16 protein-coding genes are annotated in these 20651 nt (G+C 69.6%); 9 read left to right on the top strand and 7 right to left on the bottom strand.

What is annotated here, in order from left to right:
• The first annotated feature begins 55 nt into the window (after positions 1-55).
• The 3 genes from ACTJKJ_RS12195 (at position 56) to mdoH (ending at position 5354) form a co-directional block, all read left to right on the top strand.
• Positions 56-1417, top strand: coding sequence for a sigma 54-interacting transcriptional regulator (locus ACTJKJ_RS12195; RefSeq protein WP_440820591.1), 1362 nt, complete (start codon positions 56-58; stop codon positions 1415-1417).
• 164 nt (positions 1418-1581) lie between these two features.
• Positions 1582-3171: a glucan biosynthesis protein G gene (locus ACTJKJ_RS12190; protein WP_440820590.1), complete on the top strand. Its 1590-nt coding sequence runs from the start codon at positions 1582-1584 to the stop codon at positions 3169-3171.
• An 11-nt stretch (positions 3172-3182) separates the two neighbouring features.
• Positions 3183-5354 (top strand): glucans biosynthesis glucosyltransferase MdoH, encoded by a 2172-nt coding sequence (mdoH, locus tag ACTJKJ_RS12185; protein ID WP_440820589.1) that lies wholly within the window; start codon positions 3183-3185, stop codon positions 5352-5354.
• Between the two features lie 114 nt (positions 5355-5468).
• Here the strand turns inward: mdoH and ACTJKJ_RS12180 are convergent, their stop codons facing one another.
• From ACTJKJ_RS12180 to ACTJKJ_RS12155, 6 genes are all read right to left on the bottom strand, one after another.
• Entirely contained in the window at positions 5469-5873 is a 405-nt protein-coding gene (locus ACTJKJ_RS12180) for a GFA family protein (RefSeq protein WP_183492584.1), read from the bottom strand.
• Positions 5874-6020: 147 nt separating this feature from the next.
• Positions 6021-6968: an urease accessory protein UreD gene (locus tag ACTJKJ_RS12175; protein WP_440820588.1), complete on the bottom strand. Its 948-nt coding sequence runs from the start codon at positions 6966-6968 to the stop codon at positions 6021-6023.
• 70 nt (positions 6969-7038) lie between these two features.
• Positions 7039-8637, bottom strand: a complete 1599-nt coding sequence (locus tag ACTJKJ_RS12170; RefSeq protein WP_255488832.1) for an ABC transporter substrate-binding protein — start codon at positions 8635-8637, stop codon at positions 7039-7041.
• Between the two features lie 117 nt (positions 8638-8754).
• Positions 8755-9807 (bottom strand): hypothetical protein, encoded by a 1053-nt coding sequence (locus ACTJKJ_RS12165; RefSeq protein ID WP_440820587.1) that lies wholly within the window; start codon positions 9805-9807, stop codon positions 8755-8757.
• A 168-nt stretch (positions 9808-9975) separates the two neighbouring features.
• Positions 9976-11202 carry an HD-GYP domain-containing protein gene (locus ACTJKJ_RS12160; protein ID WP_440820586.1) on the bottom strand — a complete coding sequence of 409 codons (1227 nt, stop codon included), beginning with the start codon at positions 11200-11202 and terminating at the stop codon, positions 9976-9978.
• A gap of 147 nt (positions 11203-11349) precedes the next feature.
• On the bottom strand, positions 11350-12069 hold the full coding sequence (locus ACTJKJ_RS12155; RefSeq protein WP_440820585.1) for a c-type cytochrome: 720 nt from the start codon (positions 12067-12069) through the stop codon (positions 11350-11352).
• A gap of 87 nt (positions 12070-12156) precedes the next feature.
• Between ACTJKJ_RS12155 and ACTJKJ_RS12150 the strand changes: the two genes are divergently transcribed.
• Genes ACTJKJ_RS12150 through ACTJKJ_RS12135 form a run of 4 tightly spaced genes read left to right on the top strand, consistent with a single transcriptional unit; the run spans position 12157 to position 16066 of the window.
• Positions 12157-12999: an AAA family ATPase gene (locus ACTJKJ_RS12150; RefSeq protein ID WP_440820584.1), complete on the top strand. Its 843-nt coding sequence runs from the start codon at positions 12157-12159 to the stop codon at positions 12997-12999.
• Between the two features lie 10 nt (positions 13000-13009).
• Positions 13010-13234 (top strand): hypothetical protein, encoded by a 225-nt coding sequence (locus ACTJKJ_RS12145; protein WP_440820583.1) that lies wholly within the window; start codon positions 13010-13012, stop codon positions 13232-13234.
• A 49-nt stretch (positions 13235-13283) separates the two neighbouring features.
• Positions 13284-13892, top strand: a complete 609-nt coding sequence (locus ACTJKJ_RS12140; RefSeq protein ID WP_440820582.1) for a GNAT family N-acetyltransferase — start codon at positions 13284-13286, stop codon at positions 13890-13892.
• On the top strand, positions 13892-16066 hold the full coding sequence (locus ACTJKJ_RS12135; protein ID WP_440820581.1) for a S9 family peptidase: 2175 nt from the start codon (positions 13892-13894) through the stop codon (positions 16064-16066). Before ACTJKJ_RS12140 ends, ACTJKJ_RS12135 begins: the two co-directional genes overlap by 1 nt.
• 39 nt (positions 16067-16105) lie before the next feature.
• Here ACTJKJ_RS12135 and ACTJKJ_RS12130 read toward each other — a convergent pair whose 3' ends face one another.
• Entirely contained in the window at positions 16106-17398 is a 1293-nt protein-coding gene (locus ACTJKJ_RS12130) for an EAL domain-containing protein (RefSeq protein ID WP_440820580.1), read from the bottom strand.
• 132 nt (positions 17399-17530) lie between these two features.
• On the opposite strand from ACTJKJ_RS12130, the gene ACTJKJ_RS12125 reads away from it, so the two are divergent.
• Together ACTJKJ_RS12125 and ACTJKJ_RS12120 are read left to right on the top strand one after the other, a co-directional pair.
• A complete protein-coding gene (locus tag ACTJKJ_RS12125) occupies positions 17531-18721 on the top strand; it encodes a vWA domain-containing protein (RefSeq protein WP_440820579.1) in 1191 nt (396 codons plus the stop codon).
• Complete coding sequence (locus ACTJKJ_RS12120; protein ID WP_440820578.1) at positions 18718-20649, top strand: autotransporter assembly complex protein TamA; 1932 nt, start codon at positions 18718-18720, stop codon at positions 20647-20649. The genes ACTJKJ_RS12125 and ACTJKJ_RS12120 overlap by 4 nt, the downstream gene beginning before the upstream one ends.
• Positions 20650-20651 lie beyond the last annotated feature (2 nt).

The raw sequence follows: 20651 nt of genomic DNA, 5'->3' as shown, positions 1-20651 counted from the left end.
GCGGACGAGGGGCGCATTCGATCGCAGCGCTGGGCAGTTCCTCGGAGGCAAGCGCATGAGCGCAGGCGCGAGACTCCTCATCGTCGACGACGACGCCGACCTGCTGAAGCTGCTGTCGATGCGGCTGGAGGCGGCCGGCTACGACGTCACCGCCGTGGCCAGCGCCGAGGCCGCGCTGGCGCAGATGGACGTGCAACGCCCCGCGCTGGTGCTCAGCGACGTGCAGCTGCCCGGCATGGACGGCCTGGCGCTGTTCAACACCATCCGCGAGCGCCACCCCGCGCTGCCGGTGATCCTGCTGACCGCGCACGGCACCATCCCGGACGCGGTCGCCGCCACCGCGCAGGGCGTCTACACCTACCTGACCAAGCCCTTCGACGGCCGGGCGCTGCTGGACACCATCGCGCAAGCCCTGACCCTCACCGCGGTCCACCAGGACGACAGCCCCGACCAGGCCTGGCGCGAGTCCATCGTCAGCCGCTCCAACGTGATGGCCGAGGTGCTGGCCGAGGCGCGCCTGGTCGCGGCCTCGCAGGCCCCGGTGCTGATCCGCGGCGAGAGCGGCTCCGGCAAGGAGCTGCTGGCCCGCGCGATCCATGCCGCCAGCCCGCGCGCCAAGCGGCCCTTCGTCGCCGTCAACTGCGGCGCGATCCCGGAGCCGCTGCTCGAATCGGAACTGTTCGGCCACGTCAAGGGCGCCTTCACCGGCGCGCTGGCCAACCACCGCGGCCTCTTCCAGGCCGCCGACGGCGGCACGCTGCTGCTCGACGAGATCGGCGACATGCCGCTGCCGCTGCAGGTCAAGCTGCTGCGCGTGCTGCAGGAACACCAGGTGCGCCCGGTCGGCGCCAGCGCATCGGTGCCGATCGATGTGCGCATCCTGTCGGCCACCCACCGCGACCTGGAGGCCGCGCTGGCCGAGGGCCAGTTCCGCGAGGACCTCTATTACCGGCTCAACGTCGTCAGCCTGACGCTGCCCAGCCTGGCCGAGCGCCGCGAGGACATCCCGCTGCTCGCCCAGCACTTCCTGCAGAAGCTCGCGCTGAAGTACGACAAGCGCCTCAACGGCTTCGCGCCCGACGCGCTCAAGGCGCTCACGATGGCCTCCTGGCCGGGCAACGTGCGCCAGCTCCACAACGTCGTCGAGCAGGTGAGCGCGCTGGCGACCTCGCCGCTGATCCCGCTCTCGCTGGTGCAGCGCGCGCTGCGCTCGCCCAGCGTCGAAGTACTTCCTTACGCGGAGGCGCGACAGCGTTTCGAGCGGGAGTACCTGGTCGGCCTGCTCAAGCTCACCGACGGCAACGTCGCCGATGCCGCGCGGCTCGCCGACCGCAACCGGACCGAGTTCTACCGCTTGCTGCAGCGCAACGGACTGGAGCCCTCGATGTTCCGGTCCGATGGACCTGTCGCCGAATAGCGACAAGAAAATTCATTCAAAATCAACAACTTGCAGAAAAACCCACCGTCAGCGTCGCCGCCCGGCGACAGGAAAAGCACGGTGCGGCAGCGCACAAAACGCGTAAGTTGTTGATCTGAAAGAGAAATCGCCGGTGGCACGGGCCTTGCAGAAAGGCCCGCCACATGCGAACTATTCACGCCCTCACCCCTCAGGCCCGCATCCCGGCGACCAGCGCTCGCCGCCAGGCTGACCAACGTCGGTGGATCGGATCGTTCATCGGGCTGGCCGTCGGCGCCGCCCTGCTGGCCGCGGCCTCCGCCGCCCAGGCCTTCGGCTTCGACGAGATCGCCGAACGCGCCAAGGGGCTGGCGGCCAAGCCCTACGTCGCGCCGCCGGACAACTTGCCGGCCGAGCTCAAGCAGCTCAACTACGACCAGATGCGCGACATCCGCTTCAAGCCGGATCGCGCGCTGTGGCGCCAGGAGCGGCTGCCCTTCGAGCTGATGTTCTTCCACCTGGGCCACTACCAGACCCAGGCCGTGCGCATCAACGAGATCGTCGGCGGCCAGGCCCGGCCGGTCCCGTTCAAGCGCGAGGACTTCGACTACGGCAAGAACAGCCAGCTCTCGCCGGGCAAGTGGGGCGATGTCGGTTACGCCGGCTTCCGCGCGCATTACCACCTCAACAACGACAAGTACAAGGACGAACTCGCCGTCTTCCTGGGCGCGAGCTACTTCCGCGTGCTGGGCGCCAACCAGCATTACGGGCTGTCGGCCCGGGGCCTGGCGATCGACACGGTCGGCGGCAAGGGCGAGGAATTCCCGCGCTTCAGCGAGTTCTGGATCGAGCGCCCCGACCCCAAGGCCACCACGCTGACCGTGCATGCGCTGATGGACTCGCAGCGCGCGTCCGGCGCCTACACCTTCGTCATCAAGCCCGGCGCCGAGACCGTCGTCGAGACCCGCGTGCGCCTGTTCATGCGCGCCCCGGTGGCGACGCTGGCGCTGGCGCCGCTGACCTCGATGTACCTGTTCGGCGAGAACCAGCCGCAGAAGGGCGACTTCCGGCCCGAGGTCCATGACAGCGACGGCCTGATGGTCGCCAGCAGCAGCGGCGAGTGGATCTGGCGGCCGCTGATCAATCCGAATGGCACGCTGACCACCTCGTTCACGCTGCCGGGCGTGAAGGGCTTCGGCCTGATGCAGCGCGACCGCCGCTTCGCCAGCTACGAGGACACCGAGGCGCGCTACGAGATGCGGCCCTCCGCCTGGGTCGAGCCCACCAGCGACTGGGGGCCGGGCCGCGTCGAGCTGATGTCGCTGCACACGCCCGATGAGACCCACGACAACATCGTCGCCTACTGGGTCCCGGCGAAGCAGCCGGCCCCGGGCCAGCCGTTGGACTACTCGTACCGCCTGCACCTGCAGGGCGAGCAGCAGCAGCGTCCGCCCGGCGCCTGGGCGGTGCAGACCCGCACCGGCTACAGCTACGCCAAGCTCGACAAGAACGAGCAGCAGTTCATCGTCGACTTCGAAGGCCCGTCGCTCGCCGCGCTGCAGCCCGGCGCCGAGGTCAAGGCCATCGCCAGCACCAACGCCAACGGCGAGGTGACCGAGGTCAACGCCTATCCGAATCCGGTCACCGGCGGCTGGCGCATGGCCGTCCGCATCAAGCAGTTGCGCCCCGGTCAGTCGACCGAGCTGCGCGGCTTCCTCCAGACGAAGCAGCAGGTCCTCACCGAGACCTGGAGCCTGATTCTTCCTCCCCAGTGAAGGAGCCCGACATGACGCATTCCGCCCTGCATCCCGCCGCCTCGGCCCCCGGTCCGGTCGGCCCGAGCGCGCCGGCCATCAAGCGCGGCGCGATGGTGCCGCGGCCCTGGGGCCAGCGCACGCCGCCGGTCGAATCGCTGCCGGCCTCCGAGCCGCCCCAGGCCTGGGAAACCGCGGCCCGGAACCGGCGCAACGCGCTCAAGCTGTCCATCGCCGGCGCCACCGCGCTGGCCACCGGCGTGCTCTGGCAGACCCACAACGGCTGGGCCAGCGATCCCTGGGCCTTCGCGCTGCAGTGCGTGCACCTGGCGCTGTTCGCCCTGCTCTTCGCCTGGGTCAGCGCCGGCTGCGTCACCGCGGTGATGGGCTTCTGGGTGATGCTGCGCGGTGACCGTCACGCCATCTCGATCAAGGACGCCGGCAACGAGCCGCTGGGTGCCGACGCCCGCACCGCGCTGGTCATGCCGATCTGCAACGAGGACGTCACCACCGTCTTCGCCGGCCTGCGCGCCAGCTGCGAGTCGCTCGCGGCGGCCGGCGCGCTGCGGCTGTTCGACGTCTACATCCTGTCCGACAGCTCCGATCCGGAATGCCGCACGCAGGAGCTGGCCGCCTGGGCCGAGCTGCGCGCGCAGTTCGCCGGCCGCGGCCGCATCCATTACCGCTGGCGCCAGCGCCGGGTGAAGAAGAAGGCGGGCAACGTGGCCGACTTCTGCCGCCGCTGGGGCCGCAACTACCGCTACATGGTGGTGCTGGACGCCGACAGCGTCATGAGCGGCGACTGCCTGCTGGGCCTGGTGCGCCTGATGGAAAAGAACCCGCGCGCCGGCATCCTGCAGGCCGCCAACCAGGTCTGCGGCCACGATACGCCGCATGCCCGCGCGCAGCAGTTCGCGAGCCGCGTGACGGGGCGCCTGTTCGCCGCCGGCATGCAGTTCTGGCAGTTGGGCGAGGCGCACTACTGGGGCCACAACGCGATCATTCGCGTCGAGCCCTTCATGAAGCACTGCGCGCTGGCGCCGCTGCGCGGCAAGGAGATCATGTCGCACGACTTCGTCGAGGCCGCGCTGATGCGCCGCGCCGGCTACCAGGTGTGGCTGGTGGCGGACCTGCCGGGCTCGTATGAACAGCAGCCGCCGCACCTGCTGGCCGAGCTGCAGCGCGACCGCCGCTGGTGCCAGGGCAACATCCAGAACGCCGGCCTGATCGCCGAGCCCGGCCTGCACGGCGTGCACCGCGCGATGCTGGTGACCGGCGCGCTGTCCTACCTGGCCGCGCCGCTGTGGCTGCTGTACGTGGGCCTGGGCGTGCTGCTGTGGAACGTCGGCGGCAACGAGGCCTTCCAGCCCTTCATGGAAGACGGTTCGCTGGCGCCGGGCGTGGCCGCGCTGTGGCTGGGCACGATCGGCATGCTAGTGCTGCCGCGCCTGCTGTCGGTGGCCGCGCTGATCCTGCGCGGAGAGCAGTCGCAGTACGGCGGCACGCTGAAGCTGCTGGCCTCCTGCGCCACCGAGGCCGGCATGTCCCTGCTGCAGGCCCCGCTGCGCATGGTGGCCCATTCGATCTTCTGCGTGGTCGCATTGACCGGCATCTCGCTGGACTGGAAGTCGCCGCCGCGGGCCGCCGAGGACGTGTCCTGGCGCGAGGCCTTCGCCGCCTACGGTCGCATCAGCGTGATCACCGGCGTGATCGCCGCGGCGATCGGCGCGCTGAGCCCGTCGACGCTGATCTGGATCGCGCCGATCGCGCTGCCGCTGCTGCTGGCCGCGCCGATCACCGTGCTGTCCAGCCGCGCCCGCCTGGGCGAGCGCATGCGCCGCGCCGGCCTGCTGCTGATCCCCGAAGAGAGCCAGACCCCGACCGTGCTGCGCAACGCCTGGGCCTATGGCCGCCAGGAGCGCCACCTTCCCGGCTTCGCCGACCTGCTCGCCAGCCGCCGCCTGACCGCGCTGGCGGCCGAGGCGATGGGCCGCCGCGACGTGGGCCAGGGCATGCGCGCGCAGGTGCGTCGCCAGCGCCTGGACCAGTTGATCGCGCAGCCTGGCGCCCTCGACGCGATGAGCAACGCCGAGCGCATGCGCTTCCTGAGCGAACCGGGCCACCTGCTGCGACTGGCGCAACCGCTGCGCCCCGTGGCGGAGGCGGCACGTGTCGTCCGTCCCGACCTGCGCCTGGCCGCCTGAAGCCGCCGGAAGCCGCTACCTGCCGTTGAGTCCCGCCCCATCGGCCCGGGCGCCTCGCCGAAGAGTCATGGCGGAGGCGTGGTGCCCGGGATCGATGCGGTCAACGCCGCGGCGCTACATCGGATCGCGGTCGTAGGCCCGGACGTCCTGCGGCAGCCGGACCCAGCCATGCATGCGGCAGGTGTAGACCGAGTCCTGCGGCGGCGGGAAATCCGGATCCCCGAATCCCCCCACCGCCACGCCGACCGATCCCTCGACCCCCTCCTCCGTATGGAAGACGGTGCTGCCGCACACCGGGCAGAAATGGAATCGGAATCGGGCGCCCTGATCACCGGCACGCACGAATTCGGTCGCGATGCCGATGACCTCATAAGGTTCGGCAAAGGCCGCCAGCGCCGCGAAGACACTACCCGTGCGGCGCTGGCACGCCAGGCAGTGGCAGAGGCCGGTTCCCAACGGCTCTCCCTGCACCACGATCTTCAATTGGCCGCAACTGCACGAAGCGGTACGTGAAGCCATGCGATCACCTCCCTGGAGACCGGACGTGGAGCGGCCATGCTAAGCGCAGCGCCGGGGCGCTGGCTACCTGTCTGAGACATCGTTGCCACACCGACATGAATCGCCGTCCCCTCTCCGAGGGATGCGGCCCGCGCCGCGAGGGCCCGCCTACATCGCCCACAAGCGGGGCGTGGTGCCGTCCAGGCTCCACAAGGCGTGACGCCAGGCGGCCCAGCAACGCCGCAGCAGCAGCGCGACCGGCTCGACCACCGGTCCCAGCACCCGGACCACCAGCACGCCGTCCTGCGCGGCGGTCGCGCCGGCGCTCGCGCGCAGCGGATCGGCGTCGATCAACGCGCGCACCGCGTCCAGCGCGCGTTCACGGCGATCGCGATCCAGCGCGGCGCCGCTGGCGAAAACCAGCGTCCCCAGGCAGCGCTGCCCGGCCAGGCCGAGCTCGCCGTCCATCAGCAGCGCGTCGACCGCATCCAGCCGGCCGCGCTCCAGCCAGACGCCGGGGATCTCCAGGTGCTGCAGGAAGCGGCCACTCGAGAACGGCTGCCCCGCGCCGGGCAGCCCGAGCGCGGTGATGTCCCAGGCCAGCAATTCGGCCGTCGGCGCCAGCGTGAAGCGCGCCTCGTTGACCGCTTCGCAGCCGGGGTAGGCGATCGCCTCGAGCGGCAGCCATTCCAGGCGCGCGCCCACGCCCAGCGTCGCCCGCACACGCTGCGTGGCAGGCGCGCCGTCCGGGCTGCGGTAGAAGCGCGTGGCGCCGGGCGTGGTCACCAGCGCATGGGCGCCCTCGCCGACCGTCACCGCGATGTCCAGGGTGTCGCCGCCGACCAGCCCGCTGGGCGGATGGACGAGCACGCTGTGGCAGATCGCGTCGCCTTCCGGGTAGAGGCTCTTGAGCAGGCGCAGCGGCCCATCGTGCTCATGGCTGACGACGCAACGTCCTCGCTCGAGGCGGTAGTCGGCGCCCAGGCGGGCCAGCCACTGCCGCTCGGCCGGGGCGGCCGTCGTCGGGGGCGAGGCCGGGCTGGCCGGGCTGGCCGGGCTGGTCGGGCTCAGCGAAGAGGAGGTCGACGGGAATGAGGGATCGAAGGTCGCGGTCATGACAGCGCAGGAGGCAGGCGGCGGATGTTAGGCGCATCCGCGCCACCGACGCCGCGCCGCTGGGCAAGGCTCACTTCGGCACCGTGATCCAGGCGTAGTCCAGCCAGTTGTCGGCGCGATGCACGGCCTTCACGCCCTGGCGCAGCGCCCAGGGCGCGGCCTGGCGATGCAGCGGCAGCACGTGCAGCTGCTCGCGGTACTCCTGCAGCGCCGCCTTGATGAGCGCCTCGCGCTTGACCGGATCGGCCTCGGCCGAGGATGCGGCCGCAAGCTGGTCGAACTTCGGGTTCCGCGAGCGGCCGTAGTTGTAGAAGCCGGCGCCGGACGCCTTGTCGTCACTGCGGTAGACCGGCGTCAGGATGGTCTCGGCATCGGTGATCGCGCCGCCCCAGCCCATCAGGTAGAGGCTGGTCTCGTAGCGCTCCAGCTTGGGGAAATAGAGCACCCGCGGCATCGCGTTGACCTTCACCTTGAGCTTGATCTGCGCCCACATCGACGCGAGCGCCAGGCAGATGCCCTCGTCGTTGACGTAGCGGTTGTTGGGGCAGTCCAGCGTGACCTCGAAACCGTCGGGATAGCCGGCATCGGCCATGCCCTTGCGGGCGGCGGCGAGGTCGAACGGCAGGCGCGTCTCGAGTGCCGGATCGTCATAGGCGCCGAGCGGTGACGGCGTGAGGCCGCCGGTGGGTTGCGACAGCCCGTTCATCAGGCGCTTGTGGATGGCTTCGATGTCGATGGCCTGGTACATCGCGCGGCGCACGCGCAGGTCCTGGAACGGGTTTCTGCCGCCCGGCGCGCGGCCGTACACCAGCGTGTCGCGCGCCTGGTCCATGCCGATGAAGACGAGGCGGTTCTCGAGCCCCTCCAGCACCTGCACGCCGGGCGTGGCGCGCAGCCGCGGGACATCGCGCGGCGCGGGGTCCAGCAGCAGATCGATCTCGCCCGACACCAGTGCGGCCAGCCGCGTCGCGTCGTTGGAGATCGGCGTGAACTGGACCTCCTGCACGTTGCCCTCGAAGCGGCCCCACCAGTTCGGGTTGCGCTTGTAGACGGTGCGGATGCCGGGCTGACGGCGCACCAGCATGAAGGGGCCGGTGCCGTTGGCGTTGAAGCTGGCGTGGCTTTCCTCGTTGTCCTTGAAGCTGAGCGGGCGCGTGACCTTGTGCTGCTCGCTCCAGGACTTGCTCATGATGAACAGCAGGTCCAGGTGCTGCAGGAAGATCGGATTGAAGCGCGGCTGGGTGATCTCGACGGTGAGCTCATCGATCTTGCGGGCGGTGCCCACGGCGTTGGCGTAGACCGCGAGCTGGGAGGTCGGCGCCTTGGCGCGCTGCAGCGAGAAGACGACGTCGTCCGCGGTGAAGGCCGAGCCATCGTGGAACCGGACGTTGGGCCGCAGCTTGAAGCGCCAGACGAGCGGGCCGATCTGCGTCCATTCGGTGGCAAGACCCGGCACGATGTTGAGCTGCCGGTCACGGGCGGTGAGGCGCTCGTAGACCTGCGAGTTCATGCCGTTGGTCAGGCTCTCGTTCTGCGAGTGCGGGTCCATGGTCTGGGCGTCGCCCTGGCTGGCCCATCGCAGCGTCTGCGCCGCGGCGGTCGACGCCGCGCCGACCGCCCCACCGACCACGCCGGCGCACAGCGCCAGCAGCATGAGCATGCGCGTCATCCCGGTCTCCCGACGACTCTGTGAATGTCGGCCGAGTGTAGGCAGGCCGGGGTCAGCGGGTGGTCGGGGTCTTTCCGGACGGTTTATCGATTGCTGGCGAGATCGTCCGCAACCCAGTCAGTAACCACCGGTCCAGGGCCCAGAGAGCCCATTGCCTCCTGCCTGGCCTCCTCCGCCATCCGCTCCGCCGCCGACTTCTGATCCATGTCGAACAGGCCGGGATACATCCTCTGAATGGCTTGATCCAGCAGTTCCCTGCCGAGTCCGAAATCGGGAATCAATGATGTCATGTCCATGCGTCAACTCCTCAAGAGTGAAAGAAAACGGATTGATCTCGATGGTGGGCTTTCGCCCCTTCGCGATCGATGGCGACCAGTCCCGACAATGCCGAGCCACCGTGGCCACCGCGCCCTCAGGCACCCGGACGTCGCGAAACAGCAGTCGAGCTTCCTTCCGGTCGATCGCAAATCCGTGGGAGGGATACCTGCGCGCGAGCACTCGCACGCCCTTGGGATCGATATTGCCGCCTCGCAAGGCGAGCCGGTCGCCGTAGGCCTCGGCAATGGCCATGGCCCGGGTCATTTCCACGAGGCGGTGCGGCTCGACCTGCGCGACGATCGGATGGAACATGTGTCCGACCAGAAGGGATGCTGCATGGGCGGCAAGGTCGGCGGACAAACCCTGCGCAGTCAGCTCCTGCATCGATGCTTCCAAAGTCCGCAGTTGATAGGGCAGCAGCACATCCAGCACGCCGCTGAACTCGAGTGCCGACCCGCGATTGGAGAACTCATGAGCCCGAGGGACTTGCATGTCCAGCGGGCCGAGTTCCCCGCGATCGTCCATGTGCAGCACCGAGGCTCCAAGCACGATCAGCGTCCCCGCGCTCTTGCAGCAACGCGGTACCAGCGCCTCCACCTGCTCATAGTGAAAACCCAGGGCGCGCGAAATCCTGAACGCCGCATGCGGGTCGCCGCCGGACGTTTCCAGGACGATGAGCACCCGGTCGCTTGCTCGATGCCCGTCGAGCAGGCCGCTCAGTCGCTCATACCCCTCCATCGTGACGGGTCCCGCATAGGTCACCACGTCGAACGGCGGGGCCAGCGGTCGCTCGTCCTGCGGCCCTGCCGGCGCATCGGCGGACGGCTCCGCCTCTTTCAACATCACTGCCATCGGATGCCCTCCAGCGCCAGACATCGGCGCGAGGTCCGCATCTTCGAGCGGCGGCCGCGCGGACGCCATGACCCCGACTAGGAGACCTTCGCCTCGAAACTCGGAGCCCGCCACTCAATCGAGTCTGGCCCGCCTACTGAGACATGCCGTTGGCGCCTGCGCGGCCGCTCACCCTGCCGGCGTCTGCCAGAGTTCATCGAGCTTCTGGAAGCCCCAGGTGGCCGGATCCTCGCGGCCGATGATGCGGTCCGTTGCCCCGGGCGAGGACAGGTCCAGGACCTGCGTCGGGATCGGCATCTGCGACTTGGTCGAATAGAACGCCCGCACCCGCGGCGCCGTCAGCGCGGTCGCGTTCTGCTCCAGCACCACGGCCAGCTTGCCCGACTGCAGCTTCACCAGCGTGCCGACGGGGTAGATGCCCACGCACTTGACGAAGGCCTGGAACACGCGCGGATCGAAGTGGCCGGTCCACTGCGCCATCCGCGCCAGCGAGGACGCCGGATCCCAGGCGTTCTTGTAGGGCCGGTTCGAGGTGATCGCGTCGTAGACATCGCACACCGCGCCCATGCGCGAGAACAGGCTGATCTGCTCGCCCGCGAGCTTGCCGGGGTAGCCGCTGCCGTCCATCTTCTCGTGGTGGCGCAGCGCCACGTCCAGCGCCGCCTCGGGCACCGAGGTGCCCTCCTTGAGCATCTCGTGGCCGCGCGTCGGGTGGTCGCGCATGATCGCGAACTCGGCGTCGGTCAGCGCGCCCGGCTTGTTCAGCACGTTCAGCGGCATCGCCATCTTGCCGACGTCGTGCAGCAGCCCGGCCAGGCCGGCCTCGCGGGTCTGCGCCTCGTCCAGGCCCATCTGGCGGGACAGCGACACCATCAGCGCGCACACCGCCACCGAATGCATGTAGGTGTAGTCGTCCTTGGTCTTGAGCCGCGCCAGGCTGATCAGCGCCGACGGATTGCGCTCCACCGAGCTGGTCACCTCGGCCACCAGGGGCAGGCATTGCTCGGCGTCGATCGCCTTGCCCAGCCGGGCCTCGCCGAACAGATTCATCACCGCGCGCTTGGAGCGCTGCATGACCTGCGACGCGCGCTCGAGCTCCTCGCCCATCGATGCCGGCGCGGTCCCGAGCGCCAGCCGCGGCGCGGCCCGCACCACCGCCGGGGCCTCGGGCGCGGCCGGCGCCGCGCCTTGGGCCGCCGCCTGGGGCGCCACGTCCAGCCCCTTGGAGGCGTCGATCCAGCAGAAAGGCACGCCGCTCGCCTTCAGGGCCTGGAGGTCCTCGGGGTCCGTCAGGACGAACTTGGTCTTCCAGAATGGATGGGACAACCACGAGCCCTCCATCCCCTGCAGGAACATGCCCAGCTTGACATCCGACGTCGGAATCTTCTTCAGCATGACTGGCGTTTTCGTCCAGGACAACACAGTATGGCGCCCTCCCCGGCGCTCGCACAGTCAGACGACCATGAAAAAAACCGCCCCTCGGGGCGGTTCGTGATTGTCTTCGCGCCGCGGCCGGGGAGCCCGGCTTCAGCGTGCCACGGTTCAGCGGAACCGGGACTGCGGGACTGTACGGAGTTCGGACGGCAAGCTGGCCAGGTACTGGGACAGCGTCTTCAGTTCCGCATGGGTGAACTGCTTGACCTGGCCCGCCATCACCGCGTTGCTGCGGCCGTGATAGGGCTTGCCCTGGACCTGGTAGGACTTCAGCGCGACGTACAGGTAGTCGGCGTGCTGGCCGGCGATCTTCGGATAGGTGCCGTCGATGGGCTTGCTGAAGTTGGCGCCATGACAGCTGGCGCAGGCGCCCTTGTCGAGCAGCTTCTTCACGTCGGCGGGCGCCTCGACCGTCGCCGGCACCGGCACCGCCTCGACCTGGGCCAGGCCGGCGTAGTACTCGGAGATCTCGGCGATGTCCTTGTCGCCCAGCGGCAGCGCGATGCCGCGCATCGTCGGATGCTTGCGGTCGCCCTTGGCGTAGGCGGTCAGCGCGGAGGCGATGTACTTGGCGTTCTGGCCCGCGATCATCGGGACCTTGTGGACCTCGGGGAAGGTGGCCTGGTAGCCCGGGATGCCGTGGCAGCCGATGCACATGGCCACCTTGGCCTGCACCGGCGCCTGGGGGCCAGGTGTTGCCGTGGCGGGTGGGGTCGCGGCCGGCGCTTGTCCCGGCGCGGGCGACGAAGGGGCGTTGGACTGAGCGGATACAACAAACGCACTTCCGGCCAGCATCAACGCGAGGGAGATCTGCAGTTGTCTTCTCATGGTCCCGATCTTCGAGGATTTGGGGCGGCGCGATTATAGGGGGGGCCCTATATACTGGTTTTCACCGCTGCGCTAGAGAAACCCCTCATGAAATTCAAAGGTTCCCAGGACTACGTCGCCACGCCGGATCTGATGCTGGCGGTCAACGCGGCCATCACCTTGAAGCGGCCGCTGCTGGTCAAGGGCGAACCGGGCACCGGCAAGACGCTGCTGGCCGAGGAGGTCGCCAAGTCCCTGGGACTGCCGCTGCTGCAGTGGCATGTGAAGAGCACCACCAAGGCCCAGCAGGGCCTGTACGAGTACGACGCCGTCTCCCGCCTGCGCGACAGCCAGCTCGGCGACGACAAGGTGCGCGACATCGCGAACTACATCGTCCAGGGCACGCTGTGGCAGGCCTTCGCCTCGGACACGCCGGTGGCACTGCTGATCGACGAGATCGACAAGGCCGACATCGAGTTCCCCAACGACCTGCTGCGCGAACTCGACCGGATGGAGTTCTACGTCTACGAGACCCGCGAGTGGGTGCGCGCCAAGCACCGGCCGCTGGTGTTCATCACCTCCAACAACGAGAAGGAACTGCCGGACGCCTTCCTGCGCCGCTGCTTCTTCCACTACATCAAGTTCCCCGAGGCCGACACGATGCAGGCCATCGTCGACGTCCACTTCCCCGGCCTCAAGAAGGAGCTGCTGGCGGCGGCGCTGAAGACCTTCTACGACGTGCGCAAGCTGCCGGGGCTGAAGAAGAAGCCCTCGACCTCGGAGCTGATCGACTGGCTCAAGCTGCTGCTGGCCGAGGACATCCCGGCCGAGGCGCTGCAGACGCAGGACGACAAGGTCGCGATCCCTCCGCTGGTGGGCGCGCTGCTGAAGAACGAGCAGGACCTGACCCTGTTCGAGAAGCTCGTCTACATGCAGAGCCGCAACCGCTGAGGCCGCCGCGATGAGCCAGGACTTCAATGCCGCCTGGCGCGCCGCGCTGGCGGACGCGCTGGGCTTCGTGGGCGGTGGCGTGATCGGCCTGCTGGTCGGCCGCGCGCTGGGCTGGGAATTCATCGGCGCGCCCGGCTGGGGCATGACGCAGATCCTGGGCCTGCTCACCATCCTCGCCGGCATGGGCGGCTGCCGCTGGCTGCTGCGCCGGCTGCTGCTCGGCGGCAAGGGCTGAGCGCCCCACTCCTTCCCTCCACCGCCGGCCGCGGGGTCGGCCCGATCGCATGACCGCATCCACTCCCTTCACCGCGCCGGTCACCCTGGCCGGCCCGCACGCGCGGCTCGATCCGCTGTCGCCCACGCACCGCGAGGCGCTCGCCGAGGCCGCCGACGACGGCGCGCTGTGGAAGCTCTGGTACACAACCGTGCCGGCGCCCGAGCGCATGGCCGCCGAGATCGAGCGCCGGCTGGGCCTGCGCGAGGCCGGCACGATGAATCCCTTCGCCGTCTTCGACGCGCAGGGCCGGGCCGCCGGCATGACGACCTACATGAACATCGACGCGGCCAACCGCCGCGTCGAGATCGGCTCCACCTGGACGCGCGCCTCCTGCCAGCGCAGCGCGCTGAACACGCAGTGCAAGCTGCTGCTGCTCCAGCATGCGTTCGAGCAGCTGGACTGCATCGCAGTGGAGTTCCGCACCCATCGCCTGAACACGCAGAGCCGCCGCGCGATCGAGCGGCTGGGCGCGCAGCTCGACGGCATCCTGCGCTCGCACCTGCGCATGCCCGACGGCACGCTGCGCGACACCTGCGTCTACAGCATCACCGCGGCCGAATGGCCGACGGTGCGCAACCACCTGCAGTGGCAACTCGACAAGCCCCGGAGCGCCTGATGGCCACGTCCAGGAAAAACACCGCCAAGCGGGACATCGCCAAGCGGGCCACCACGAAGCGCGCCCGCGCGACGACGGCGCTCAAGACCTTGGACGTCGACGCGCTGTGGTCGCTGGCGCGACTGGGCACGCCCAGCCTGTCGCCGGACGGCGCCCAGGCCGTGGTACCGGTGACGCGCTTCGACATGGAGAAGAACCAGGGCGCGACCTCGCTGTGGCTGCTGTCCACGCTGGGTGGCGATGCGCGCCCGCTGACCTTCGCCGGCGAGAAGGACGGCCAGCCGCGCTGGAGCCCGCAGGGCGACCTCGTCGCCTTCGTCGCGCGCCGCGACCAGCAGGGCGACAAGGACGATTCCCCGCAGCTGTACGTGATCCCGCCCGACGGCGGCGAGGCGCGCCGCGTGACGAAGATGCCGTTCGGCGTCGAGGCCTTCAAGTGGTTCCCGGACGGCAGGCGCCTGGCCTTCGTGTCCTGGGTCGATCCCTCGCTCAAGGGCCAGGCCGCGCAGGCCCAACGCCGCCAGGCCGAGAAGGATCGCAAGGACTCGGCCTATGTCACCGAGGAAGGCTTCTACCGCTTCTGGGACCATGCGCTGCCGATGGGCCGCGTGCCGCACCTGCATGTCGTCGACCTCGACAGCGGCCAGGTGCGCGACCTCTTCGAGGGCACCGACTACGAACTGAGCCGCGCCGAGCCCGATGCCGACAGCTTCGACATCTCGCCCGACGGCCGCCGCATCGTCTTCAGCTTCGACCCCAACACGCCCAAGACGCTGGAGCACCGCAACGCGCTGGCCGAGGTCGAGGTGCGCTCCGGCCGGGTCCAGGTGCTGCTGCATGAACCGGCCTGGGACCTGGTCGCGCCGGTGTACAGCCATGCGGGGCACCACATCGCGTTCGTCGCCTGTCACCAGGGGCTGAAGCACACGATGCCGCAGCAGCTGGCGGTGCTGGACACCCATGGCCACTGGGCGGTGCTGTCCGAGGACTGGGACCAGGAGGTCGCCGCGCCGCTGCGCTGGGACGAGGACGACCTGGGCGTGCTCTTCTGCGCCGAGGAGCGCGGCCGCCGCCACCTCTACCGCTTCGACGTCAAGACGCTGCACGCCTTCCCGCTGTGCGAGGGCGGCCATGTCGGCGCCTTCGCGCTGGAGGCCGGCACGCTGGTCGTCCTGCATGACAGCGCGAGCTTCCCGCCGCGGCTGTCCGTCGTCGACCGGGAAGGCGATGCCGCGGAACAGGTGCTGCACCGGATCGAGTCCTTCAACGACGAGGCCTTGTCGACGCTGGCCTTCGGCGCGGTCGAGGAGCGCTGGTACGAGGGCGCGCTCGGCGAGCCGGTGCAGATGTGGCTCTACTACCCGCCCGGATTCGACCCGCGCCGCAAGACCAAGGCGCCGCTGATGCACCTGATCCACGGCGGCCCGCACACCGCGATGGGCGACAGCTGGCACTGGCGCTGGAACCACCAGGCGATGGCGGCGGCGGGCTACGTGGTCGCCTGCGTGAACTACCACGGCTCGTCGAGCTTCGGCAATCGCTTCGCCGACTCGATCACCGGCCGCTGGGGCGAGCTCGAGCTGGAGGACGTCGAGCGCGCGACCGACCTGCTGCTCCAGCAGCCCTGGGCCGACCCGAAGCGGGTCTTCGCCACGGGCGGCAGCTACGGCGGCTACATGGTCGCGTGGATGAACGGCCATGTGCCGGCCGGCCGCTACCAGGCCTACGTCTGCCATGCCGGCTGCTACGACTGGACGGCGATGTTCGCCAACGACGCCTACCTGTGGCATGCGAAGGAGCTGGGCACGGCCTACTGGAAGGATCCGGCCAAGGTCGCGTCGCAGAGTCCCATCGGCTACGCGCAGCACTTCAACACGCCGACGCTGGTCATCCACGGCCAGCTCGACTACCGCGTGCCCGACGCGCAGGGCCTGGCCTACTACAACACGCTGAAGGCGCAGGGCATCGCCGCCCGGCTGGTGTGGTTCCCGGACGAGAACCACTGGGTCATGAAGCCGCGCAATTCGAAGCTCTGGTATGGGGAGTTCTTCGATTGGCTGCGCCGGCACGATCCCGCTGGCGCGAAGCCGGCGGCCCCGAAGACCACCAGGTCGGCCAGGTCGACCAAGTCCAGGAAGTCGATGACGTCGGCGACGTCGGCCCGCGAGTCCTGAAGCGCCGGCGGGCGGGGCCGTCCCGATGCCGGCGACGGCTCAGCCCTCATTCCAGTCCAGGTCCCCGCACAGCACCCGCAATCGTCCGTCCTGCCGGTACGCGACCGAGACCGTCACGCACATCCGGGCGCCGTGCAGGCTCAGGTAGGGGCGGGTGACCTGGATCTCGCCGACCGCCTCGGCCGCGCGGCGGAAATAGGGCCGGCGCGCCCAGCGCGCGTCGCCGGCGCGCGCCATCGGCAGGAAGCGCGGATCGATCCCGGCCGGCCCGGAGGCCGGCACCGCGCGCGGGCCGAGCTCGCGCCCTTCCTCGTCGAGCAGGTAGCACATCTGCGCACCTTCGAGCCGCAGGAAGGCCTGGCACGCCTCGGCCAGCGACCGGCCCTGCTGCAGCGGTCCCAGCGCCAGCGCGAGCGCGCTGCGGAACGGCGTCAGCCGGTCCTGGTGTTCCCGCTGCCGCCGCGCCTGGCGCTCGTTGAACAGGCCCCAGACGTCCTCGAGCGCGGACACGCCCTCCTCGTCGCGCAGGAACGGTGCCGGATGCCCGAAGGCGAAGCCCTGCACCAGATCCACATCCGCATCCATCGCGATCTGCGCGTCCTCGGTCGTCTCGATGCCCTCCAGCAGCACCAGCGAGCCGCAGTCATGCAGCAGCGCCGCCATCTGCGACAGCGCCCGCGCCATGCGCCGCGACCCGCGCGCGCGCACCAGCAGCGAACGGTCCAGCTTGACGATCTCCGGCCGGATGCGCCAGATGCGGTCGAAGTTGGAATGGCCGACGCCGAAGTCGTCCAGCGCCAGCAGGCAGCCGGTCGCGCGCGCCGCCTCGACCGCGTCCTCGAAGGAGTCGTCGCGCGCCATCACGTCCTCGGTCACCTCGAACACCAGCCGATGCGTGGGCAGTCCCAGTTGATGCACCACCTCCACCGCCCGCGCCAGCATCCGCACCTGCAGCGCGGCATGGTTGAAGACGGCCGGGTGGATGTTCAGGAACAGCCAGCAGTCCGGCTGCCGCTGCGCGACGAAGTTGTGGACGTGCAGCAGCCGGCACAGGCGGTCCAGCCAGACCTGCTGGTCGAAATTGCCGACGCCCTCGAAGGCGGTGACCGGCGTGATGGGCCGGCCGCGGTCGTCCTCGACGCGGATCAGGCCTTCATAACCGACCGGCCGGCGGTGCGGATAGCCGTAGACCGGCTGGAACGCGCTGGTCAGCCGGTAGTTCTCGTAGCTGCCGACCCAGCGGCCGCGCTCCTCGCGCACCGCGCCGTACAGCGCCTGCAGCATCGCCTCGACTTCGGCGTTGTCGTCGCCGTGGCCTTGACCGTGATCCATGCACCCGATCCCAACGTTGGAAGCTCCGCGGTCCCGCGGCCGCGGACCCGTGCGTGCCGCCGATGCTACGCCCGCGGAGCGGTCAACCGGCATGGATAATGCCCGGATGCCCCGGAGTTCAGGGGGAGGCCCATGCTGATCCAGTTCTTCTACACGCTGCGCGCCGCCAAGCTGCCCGTCTCCGTCAAGGAGTACCTGACCCTGCTCGAGGCCATGAAGGCCGGCGTGCTCGACGACCGCGCCGAGGGCGGCAGCGGCCCCACGGTCGACAAGTTCTACGCGCTCGCCCGCACCGCGCTGGTCAAGGACGAGGCCCTGTTCGACAAGTTCGACCGCGCCTTCGCCGCCTACTTCAAGGGCGTGGAACTGATGGGCGACCTGTTCAAGGCGCTGCCCCAGGAATGGCTCACGAAGCAGCTCGAACGCGAGCTCACGCCCGAGCAGCTCGCCCAGCTCAAGGCCCTGGACTGGGACGAGCTGATGGACACGCTGCGCCAGCGCCTGGAGGAACAGCAGGAGCGCCATGAAGGCGGCATCCGCTGGATCGGCACCGGCGGCACCAGCCCCTTCGGCAACGGCGGCGTGAACCCGCGCGGGGTCCGCATCGGCGGCCCGGGCGGCCAGCGCAGCGCGGTCAAGGTCTGGGAACAGCGCGCCTACAAGGACTACGACGACGGCATCGAGCTGGGCACCCGCAACATCAAGGTCGCGCTGCGGCGGCTGCGCCGCTTCGCGCGCGAGGGCTCGGAGCTGGAGCTCGACCTGGACGACACCATCCACAAGACCGCCGCCAACGCCGGCATGCTGGACATCCGCATGATCCCGGAGCGCCACAACAAGGTGAAGCTGCTGCTGATGGACGTCGGCGGCACGATGGACGAGCACGTGCATCGCGTCGAGGAACTCTTCTCCGCGGTCAAGAGCGAGTTCAAGCACCTGGAGTTCTTCTACTTCCACAACTGCGTCTACGACTTCGTCTGGAAGAACAACCGGCGCCGCTTCAGCGAGAAGACCTCCACCTGGGACCTGATCCACAAATACAACCGCGACTACAAGCTGATCTTCGTCGGCGACGCCACGATGAGCCCTTACGAGATCCTGCAGCCCGGCGGCAGCGTCGAATACAACAACGAGGAAGCCGGCGCCGAATGGCTGCAGCGGCTGACCAGCCACTTCACCAGGCACGTCTGGATCAACCCCGAGCCGGCCGGGGTCTGGCAGTACCGCCAGAGCATCTCGCTGATCCAGCAGCTGATGCAGCAACGCATGATGCCGCTCACGATGGGCGGCCTCGAACAGGCGATGCGCGTGCTCAACCGATGACGGCGACGCTACCGACGCCCTCGTTCCTCCGGCTTCTGCGGCGCCTGCTGCCGATCGTGGCGATCGGCGCGGCGGGCGCGATGCTGGGCGGCTGCTCGCTGCTGCCCACCGACCGCAAGGCCGAACTCAAGGTCGCCGCCACCGAGGAGCCGGACGAGGCCAATCCCAACGTCACGCGGCGCCGGATCTCCGCCTACGAGCTGACCGTGGAGGCGCCGCCGGAGCTGCGCGCGCTGCTGATGCAGCACCTGGACCTGGCGCGCTTCCGCGACACGCCCGAGGACATGCGCCTGACCGCCGCCGAGTTGCGCCGGCTCGCCGCCGTCGCGCCCGAGCAGGCGACCAAGCTGCTGGAGACCGCCGGCTACTTCAACGCCAAGGTCAGGACCGAGGAAGTGGGCGACCTGAACGACGGCGTGCGCAACCTGCGCCTGATCGTCGACACCGGCCCGCGCGCGCTGGTGCGCCAGATGGACCTGCGCATCGAGGGGCCGCTCAAGGTCGCCGCCGAGCGCGGCGACAAGCTCGCCGCCGCGCTCGAACGCACGCTGACCCAGAGCTGGCTGCTGCAGCCGCAGACCGGCTTCAGCCAGGGCGACTGGGCGGCCGCCAAGAACGCGCTGCTGACCCGCGCCCGCGCGCAGGGGTATCCGCTGGCGCGGATGACGCACAGCGAGGCCGTCGTGCAGGCCGACGACAACCAGGTCGACATCGCCGTGACGCTGGAGACCGGGCCGCTGTTCACGCTGGGCGAGCTGACGGTCGAGGGCCTGAAGCACCAGCCCGAGGACAGCGTGCGTCGCCTGGCCGGCTACAAGCTGCATCAGCCCTACAACGAGAAGCTGCTGCTCGACTTCCAGGAGCGGCTGCTGGGCACGCAGCTGTTCGACAGCGCCAGCGTCGAGATCCAGCCCGAGAGCGTCACGCCGCCGCCCGGCGCGGAGACGGTGGAGGTGCCGGTCACCGTCAAGATCCGCGAGGCGGCGCGCCAGCAGGTGACGCTGGGCGTCGGTTACCGGACCGTCGACGGCCCCAGCACCAGCATCGAATACACGCACCGCAAGCCCTTCGGCCTGAACATCCGCGAGCGCAGCAAGCTCGAGCTCTCGCGCGTGCGCCAGGCGCTGGACACCGAGATCAGCTCGCACCCGCAGCCCAACATGCAGCGCAGCCTGGCGCTGGTGAAGGTCGAGCGCATCGACGACAACAACCAGGTCAACCTCAACCTGAGCACCCGGCTCGGCTACGCCAAGGAGACCGAGCCCGAGGACCGGCTGACCTACATCGAGGTGCTGCGCGCCTGGGAGCACAAGCCCGACATCCCGACGACGGTGGCTGGCGCGGTCTCGCTGAACCAGCAGATGACCTGGCGCCGGCTGGACTCGCGGGTGCTGCCGACCAAGGGCTGGAGCGCGACGATGACGGTGGGCGGCGGCTGGGCCGACAGCTCGTCGGAGAAGAACGGGCCGTTCGCGCGCGCCACCGGGAAGGTGTTCTGGTACACGCCGCTGTCGGGCCGCTGGCTGTTCTCGACCCGGCTGGAAGGCGGCCAGATCCTGGCCAAGGGCAAGCTGGGCCTGCCCGAGGCGCTGCGCTTCCGCACCGGCGGCGACGACAGCGTGCGCGGCTACGGCTACAACGACCTGGGCCCGGTCAACTCCACCGGCGCGCAGACCGGCGGCCGCGTGCTGCTCAACGGCAGCGTCGAGGTCTCGCACCCCCTCACGCCGCGCATCCCGCAGCTGATGGGCGCGTTGTTCCTCGACGCCGGTCAGGCCGCGCAGAACTGGGGCGACTACCACCCCGCCTGGGCCTACGGCACCGGCCTGCGCTACCGCAGCCCGGTCGGCGTGCTGCGCTTCGACTTCGCCAAGGGCAACCTGGTGGACAAGTGGCGCCTGCACTTCAGCGTGGCGATCAGCCTGTAATC

The organism is Roseateles sp. 22389, assembly GCF_052044995.1.
Lineage (GTDB): Bacteria > Pseudomonadota > Gammaproteobacteria > Burkholderiales > Burkholderiaceae_C > Roseateles.
Note: the sequence above shows the minus strand (reverse complement) of the source record. Positions and strands in the feature narration are given on the sequence as shown.